Source organism: Nitrososphaera sp. (genome assembly GCF_036397675.1).
Classification (GTDB): Archaea; Thermoproteota; Nitrososphaeria; order Nitrososphaerales; family Nitrososphaeraceae; genus Nitrososphaera.
Genome location: NZ_DASWIL010000028.1, coordinates 40,459 through 47,281, shown reverse-complemented (window position 1 = coordinate 47,281; position 6,823 = coordinate 40,459). Strand labels below are relative to the sequence as shown.

Genomic DNA, 6,823 nt, shown 5'->3' with positions numbered 1-6,823 from the left:
CCACGAACAGGCCAAACGCCCTTGACCCAGCGCTCAGGCGCCCCGGCAGGTTTGACCGCGAAATAGAAATCAAAGTCCCGGACAAGCGCGGCAGGCTGGAGATACTGCAGATACACACGCGCAACATGCCACTTGAAACCGGCATAGACCTAACAAGGATATCGGCAGTCACGCATGGCTTTGTGGGCGCGGACCTTGAATACCTGTGCAAAGAAGCTGCTATGCGCTGCCTCCGGCGGTTGCTGCCGGAAATCAACCTACAGGAGGAAAAGGTGTCACCTGAAAGCCTCGAAAAGCTCATCGTGACGCAGGCAGACTTTGATCAGGCAATAATGGACGTAATGCCCTCTGCTATGAGGGAGGTTTTCCTAGAGTCGCCGGACGTGAGCTGGCAAGATATCGGCGGCCTCGATGAAGTCAAGCGCCAGCTGCAGGAGGCCGTTGAGTGGCCGCTGAAATACCCTGATTTGTATTCAAAGCTTGGCCACGCGGTACCAAAGGGCATACTCCTGCACGGGCCGTCGGGGACCGGGAAAACCATGCTCGCAAAGGCAGTCGCCACGGAATCTGAGGCGAACTTTATCAAGGTCAACGGACCCGAGCTTTTGAGCAAGTGGATAGGCGAGTCCGAGCGGGGCGTCCGCGAGGTGTTTCGGCGCGCTAGGCAGGCCGCGCCCTGCGTCATATTCTTTGACGAGATAGACGCCATAGCGAGCGCAAGGGGCGAAGGTGGCGGGAGCACCGAGAGGATAGTCTCGCAGATCCTGACAGAGATGGACGGAATAAGCGAACTCCACGGAGTCGTGGTGATTGCTGCTACCAACAGGCCGGACATGATAGACCCTGCACTCATGAGGCCAGGGAGGTTTGACAGGATAGTGCTGGTGCCAAACCCGGACGCAAAGACGAGGAAGAAGATACTGGAGATACACGCAAAAAATGTGCCGCTTGGGCACGACGCGGATTTCGAAAAGCTGGGCGAGGTAACCGACGGGCTGAGCGGAGCGGACACGGCTGCGGTCATAAACACGGCAGTGTCGTTAGTTCTGCAGAAGCACCTTGCCCTGTATCCTACACCGGAAGAGGCGGCAAAGCACGCGTCGGAGGCGCACATAGGCATGGGCGACCTAGAAGGGGCGATAAGGAAGATAAGGGCGCAGAAGGAGATGAGGCCAGAGGAAAGGCGGGCGCTGTCCCACTACAGGTAAATAATATAGGGGCACCATTGAATCGCAATGCAAGGCAAGGTCTGCCTGATAACTGGAGCCACCTCGGGAATAGGCAAGGAGATTGCGCGAGGATTATCAAAGCTTGGCGCGACTGTGATAATTGTAGGTAGAAGTAGGGAAAAATGCGAAAGCGCAGTGCAAGAGATCAATAGCGCGTCTTACTTTATGGCCGACCTCTCTTCGCAGGCCGAGGTGCGAAAGATGGCTGCGGAATTCTCGTCGAGATACGACAGGCTCGACGTTCTGCTGAACAACGCCGGCGTGTTTCTTGCAGGGAGAAAAGTGACTGTAGATGACATCGAGTACACGTTTGCAGTGAACCACCTTGCGCCATTTCTTTTGACCAATTTACTGCTTGACAAGCTGAAGGCAAGCGCCTCGTCAAGGATAATCACAACAAGCTCTATGGCGCACGAGAGCGGACACATCGACTTTGGCGACATCCAGTTTGAGAAGAGACGCTACAGCGGCATTTCAGCGTACAGCCAGTCCAAGCTCGCAAACATTTTGTTTACGCGCGAACTGGCAAGGCGGCTTGCCGGTACGCAGGCGACTGCAAACTGCTTCCACCCAGGCGCAGTCAAGACGAACTTGGTGCATGGCAGTTCTATTTACAGCCTGGTGTGGAGGGCTGCAGGTGCGTTCTTTATAGGGCCTGAAAAGGGCGCGGACACTGCCATTTACCTAGCTTCGTCCGATGAAGTGGCAGGCGTAACTGGCGCGTATTTCGTAAAAAGAAGGCAGGAAAGACCTTTCGATGCATCGTATGATGAGCAAGCAGCGAAGCTGTGGGAGCTGAGTGAGGAGCTCACCGGTCTAAAGCCCATCACGCCTTAACTCTTGATGCAGCCCAGATCTCTGCACTGCGCGTCAAGCCCCTTCTTGCCGCTACGGTTGCAGCAACTACCATCGCGCTTACCGCCGTGGCCATCACTACCAAGACAGGAAATTCTGGTACAACGTTCGTTCCAGTCGCTTCTCCAGTACGTTCGCTGTGGCGGTAGCTCATCTCGAGCGTCATTTCCGCGTTTGTGTTTGAATAAATGATGATGGTATCTGTCTCGCCTTACCGCCTGCCAATCTATCAGGACCGTCATCACGGCGCTCGGAACGACATCTTATTCCGCACCGGCTGGATCGACTATGGCGTGCATGTCATCTATCGATTTACTATTTCAGCAGCCAGGAAACTGTATTTAAAATCCCGTATTTCTGACGCTGTACTTGTCACCAGCAACAGGCTCGTTTTGTGCGTATGCCGTGGCAGAGCTGCCAAGAGAAAACAAAAGGAAGACTATGGAGGCTCTTCCAAGCATTGGTAATGATAATACCACCTCAACGATTGTATTCAGGCATTCTGAATTTGCCTTCTATGCCGACCAAGATTATCAATAAATATACCCTCGATGAGTTGGTCTTGTGAAGCAAGCAGGAACGGGCTTGTTGCGAAAGGATTTCTCCAAGGTTTCGAGCAAGATACAGCGATTCATCTCCGATCACCTTACATCAAGCCGCGCTAAAGGACTGGTCATAGGATTAAGCGGAGGTCTGGACTCTGCTGTGGCGCTACAGCTATGCGCAAACGCTGTGGGTACAGGAAAGATCTCTGCCTTGATTCTTCCAACAACATCGACTCCCGATGGCGATGTATCTGACGCAATTAGCCACGCGTCAAGCCTTGGTGTCAAGTACCAGATAATCAACATCGATCCTTTAGTGGAGAGCTACTCCAAAGCTTTGCCAGCAGCAGACGACAAGACAAGGGGGAACCTGACAGCCCGCATACGAATGAGCATTCTGTATTACCTTGCAGCTTCTTGGAATTCTCTTGTTATAGGTACAAGCGACAAGAGCGAAATTTGGATTGGTTATTTCACAAAGTATGGCGATGGCGGCTCCGACCTAATGCCTCTTGCCGACCTTTACAAGACGCAAGTCAGGGAACTGGCAAAACACCTTGCTGTACCGCGGGGAATCATTGAAAAGAAGAGCAGCCCCCACCTGTGGCCTGGACAGCTCGCAGAGGAGGAGCTTGGCATGGACTACAACACCATGGACCCCATTCTTTGCTGCCTGATAGACAAGAAAATGAAACCGCAGCAGGCCGCGAAGAAACTGCGCATTTCTCTAAAAAAGGTCAAAAAGGTGGAGTCGATCGTCAAGGCAAGCACTCACAAGAGAAACATGCCGCCTACAGCTCGCACCACATAATAACAAGCTGCGTCATAGACGCATGTTAAAAACTTTACATCTTGCTACAATTGGCGGTATTGCGCTTGCGGCAGCAGGCGTCCTTTTCCCATACCATGCCAGCCTTCAACCATGAACGGTTCCAGCCACATCATATACAGAAGGTGATTTCACGGCTCACGTGCTTGAAGACACAGGCAACAGGTTCCTTGCTAGGGTAGAAAACAGCAGGTCTGCACTAGGCAGCACCGCGGCGTTTGCCGTGAGAAAGCGTCCCATCGAAAACTGCGAGCCGCAGCGCATAGTCGTCGCCAACTTTGACGTACGCGACCAAGGAAGAATGCCCGTGCCCAACCCTGACTTTATGCCTAGAGACTCTAGCGTAACGCTTGACTTGGGGGGCCAAACCTGAACGTTATTCCAACAGGGCCGGAGTTTGAAACGACCGTTTGCAATCTGAGGTTCTAACCTGGTAGTATCCGAGCAGCGGACCTTACTGAGAGAATTCCAATACAGCAGCCAGACTCTACGGAAGGCGAGCTGTTCGAGAACTGCCTTGAAGAACAACTGGCTCACCTTCCGTACCTGCGCACCCTGCGCTGGTACGTCCTTATCGCCCTCATCAGGTCTATCTTTCGGAACTCGGGCCAGAAAACGTCCATGAACATCAGCTCGCTGTAGGCGCTCTGCCATATCAAAAACCCGCTCAGCCGTTTTTCGCCAGACGTCCTGAGTATCAGGTCTGGCGATGACTGCGGCAAGTGGGAAGTGTACAGACACGCCTCTATGGTCTTCTCGTTGATGTTGTCGACTTCAATCTCGCCCATCTTTGTCATTCTGGCTATTTTCTTCACCGCGTCCACAAGTTCCCTCTGGCCGCCGTACGCTATCGCGATGTTCAGGAACATCTTGTTGTACTCTGCTGTCGATTCTTCCAGCTTTGTCAGGATCTCCTGCAGGTTGTGCGGCAGCTTGTGCCTATCGCCTATCGCCTTTATCCTCATCTGGCGCCGGTGGACGCGCTCGTCGTTATACAGCTTGTTCAGCTTTATCTCAAGCAGGCAGTAGATGTTGTGGAGCTCTTCGTCCTCCCTATCTAGGTTCTCCGTGGAAAGGATATAGAGCGTTGTTATCTTGACGCCGATGTCGTGGATCCAGTTCAGCAAATCTTCGGCCCTGTCGGCGCCATACTGATGGCCCCGCTCGCTGTCCAGAAAGTGGTATCGGGCCCACCTCCTGTTACCGTCAAGGATTATTGCGATGTGGTTTGGCAACGGATATTTCAGTATCTCTGACTCGAGCCGGCGCTCGTAATAGGAATAGACGCGGCTTGCGTGGAGCACTCTGTCCATGACGGCCCTGCCTCCCCTGTCGAAGTCCTCGCTGAGCCCCATCTATACAGGATTCCTGTCATCTGACATTTATTTTAAGATACTACCGAATTCTCTCAAGCAGGCGCCAACAATATAATCGCTCTTTGGCAAGAAAGGCTGTTGAAGAGGCCCTACACGACCCTTGTTGCAGTGGATCAGTCAGTTCACGCAAAAAGGGCGCTAATGACTGCGATATGGCTTGCCAAGCAAGTCCTCAGACGCTCGGCTCCTTGCCGTACACGTGGTCCCGCCGCCCACGCTTGAAAAGCTGGAAAAGGCATACATCAGCGCCGGGAGCAGGCTCCTTGCAGACCTTGCTTAGGAGGCAAGCACAAAATACGATTTCAAGATAGACACGCTGCTGGAGACAGGCGACGCGCGGAAAAAGACACTGGCTGTAGCCAGGGGTAATGGCGCGGACATCATCGTCATCGGGAGCCACGGCATGGGCAAGATAGGCAGGCTGCTGCTTGGCAAGCCATATCGCAGTCAGTAGTGCAGAATGCCAAGATACCTGTCCTTGTCGTAAAATAGACGCGCGAGGCCCGCCCAATGCACGTCTTGCGGACCAGGGCGCTTTGAATGAGGTTTTTCTCGTCAGTTTTTCAGCTGCTATCAACAGCACGACCAAAAGTCTCCCTCGCAGGCGGCGCGGTTGCAACCGGCCCGCGACCCCACCATTATGCAGTCACAGGCCCTACGCCACCCCTAGCCAGTTCTTCAACCTCCGCATTTTGCTTCATTCCCGTAGTCGCGTCTTCTCAGCTATTTCCTTTGATATCGTCATGCTGGCCCGAGGTTTCGGGGCTTTCGTTTCGCAATGCCTAGTTTTCTTCTCGTCTATTGAAAACGGTACTCAAACTTTGGAACGTTGCCGCTGCTTTTGCGTTAACCTACTATATCTCTGGTTAAGTCTGTTTCATTTGGACCACGAGTTGCAAGGAAAGATCATGACAACAAATTCTTCACGGTATAACCTCGGACGTCGACAAGACGTTTGACGAATTCAACATCAAGATCTGCGATGATCATGGACTGGACCTCAAGATATTAAACATCCACATCGACAAGCCGCGCCAGAGAGTTCCCGACCCTCTTCGGTACGCCAGTGGAAAATGGAGAGGCCAATAATTTTTTTAATTATTTACTCATCACTGGCCTACTGTAACCATAACTAGAACGTGAGAAACACTTCTTCGACCGGCTCCCTAACGCCCATCGCCCGCACCGACCTTTCAAACTCACGCTTGCGATCTGACACCATTATCTGCAATTTCCCGCTGCCACTCTTCTTGGTCATCCTATTGAACTTTAAAAATTTTTTCACGTCTTTGGCGACCATCTGCGCAGGATCCACGAACTTAACAGTGGGCAGGAGCGCGTTTAGGTATCGCTTGACAAATGGCAGGTGCGTGCTCGATAATGTCATCACGTCAATCCTGTCGCCGACGCCGTCGCCAAGAACCCTTGAAATGACGTCAAACGTCCTACGCTCGTCTAGTAGGTGCACTCCTTCTTCGACGAGCTGCACAATGGGCGACGCGTTGAATTTCGTGACGAGGATGTGCTGCGGCACCTCCCTTCCAATCTGGTTTTCAAGTTCCTTGCTGTGCACCGTTCCGGCAGTGGCCAGTATCCCTATGTGATTTTTCCGGGTCATCCTTGCAGCCTCTTTGAGTGGCGGCCTGACGCCCATTATCGGGACGCCGGTCACGGCTTTCTTTACTTCTTCGAGCACCTGCACTGAAGGGGTGTTTGACGCCACCACGACCAGCTTTGGCTTGAACCTCTTCAGGTAGTTTATGGTGTTAACAATTATCTCGTGTAGCTCTCTGTGCGACTTGGAGCCGTACGGAAAGTGGGCCCTGTCGGCAAAGTACAAGAGGTCCTCTGCGGGGACCTCGCGCCGGAGCTCCTTGATTATGGAAAGCGATCCTATGCCCGAGTCAAACACGGCTATAGGGTTATTCGTCAACTCAATTGCTATCTAGCAAATGGGGTATAAACGTAGACATCAGGAGGCTGGTCAAG

The 6,823-nt window shown here is 52.8% G+C and carries 8 protein-coding genes; 6 read left to right on the top strand and 2 right to left on the bottom strand.

Annotation, left to right across the window (positions count from 1 at the left end; all coding sequences use genetic code 11):
• From VGA14_RS06720 to VGA14_RS06705, 4 genes are all read left to right on the top strand, one after another.
• Positions 1–1,208, top strand: a 1,208-nt coding sequence (locus tag VGA14_RS06720) for an AAA family ATPase (RefSeq protein WP_331002984.1), incomplete at its 5' end; no start/stop codon positions are given.
• 27 nt (positions 1,209–1,235) lie between these two features.
• Positions 1,236–2,066, top strand: a complete 831-nt coding sequence (locus tag VGA14_RS06715; protein WP_331002983.1) for an SDR family oxidoreductase — start codon at positions 1,236–1,238, stop codon at positions 2,064–2,066.
• Between the two features lie 603 nt (positions 2,067–2,669).
• A complete protein-coding gene (locus VGA14_RS06710; protein WP_331002982.1) occupies positions 2,670–3,440 on the top strand; it encodes an NAD+ synthase in 771 nt (256 codons plus the stop codon).
• A 160-nt stretch (positions 3,441–3,600) separates the two neighbouring features.
• Positions 3,601–3,831: a hypothetical protein gene (locus tag VGA14_RS06705; protein ID WP_331002981.1), complete on the top strand. Its 231-nt coding sequence runs from the start codon at positions 3,601–3,603 to the stop codon at positions 3,829–3,831.
• Positions 3,832–3,991: 160 nt separating this feature from the next.
• On the opposite strand, the gene uppS is transcribed toward VGA14_RS06705, so the two are convergent.
• Positions 3,992–4,813: a polyprenyl diphosphate synthase gene (gene uppS / locus VGA14_RS06700; RefSeq protein WP_331002980.1), complete on the bottom strand. Its 822-nt coding sequence runs from the start codon at positions 4,811–4,813 to the stop codon at positions 3,992–3,994.
• 178 nt (positions 4,814–4,991) lie between these two features.
• Here uppS and VGA14_RS06695 point away from each other — a divergent pair, with 178 nt between their 5' ends.
• Positions 4,992–5,114 (top strand): hypothetical protein, encoded by a 123-nt coding sequence (locus VGA14_RS06695; protein ID WP_331002979.1) that lies wholly within the window; start codon positions 4,992–4,994, stop codon positions 5,112–5,114.
• Positions 5,115–5,141: 27 nt separating this feature from the next.
• Positions 5,142–5,288, top strand: a complete 147-nt coding sequence (locus VGA14_RS09640) for a universal stress protein (RefSeq protein WP_414690234.1) — start codon at positions 5,142–5,144, stop codon at positions 5,286–5,288.
• Between the two features lie 678 nt (positions 5,289–5,966).
• On the opposite strand, the gene murI is transcribed toward VGA14_RS09640, so the two are convergent.
• Positions 5,967–6,767, bottom strand: coding sequence for a glutamate racemase (murI, locus tag VGA14_RS06690; protein WP_331002978.1), 801 nt, complete (start codon positions 6,765–6,767; stop codon positions 5,967–5,969).
• Positions 6,768–6,823: the final 56 nt, after the last annotated feature.

Coding starts and splice junctions, on each gene's coding strand:
- uppS (WP_331002980.1), bottom strand. CDS start 4,813: ATGGGGCTCAGCGAGGACTTCGACAGGGGAGGCAGGGCCGTCATGGAC.
- VGA14_RS06715 (WP_331002983.1), top strand. CDS start 1,236: ATGCAAGGCAAGGTCTGCCTGATAACTGGAGCCACCTCGGGAATAGGC.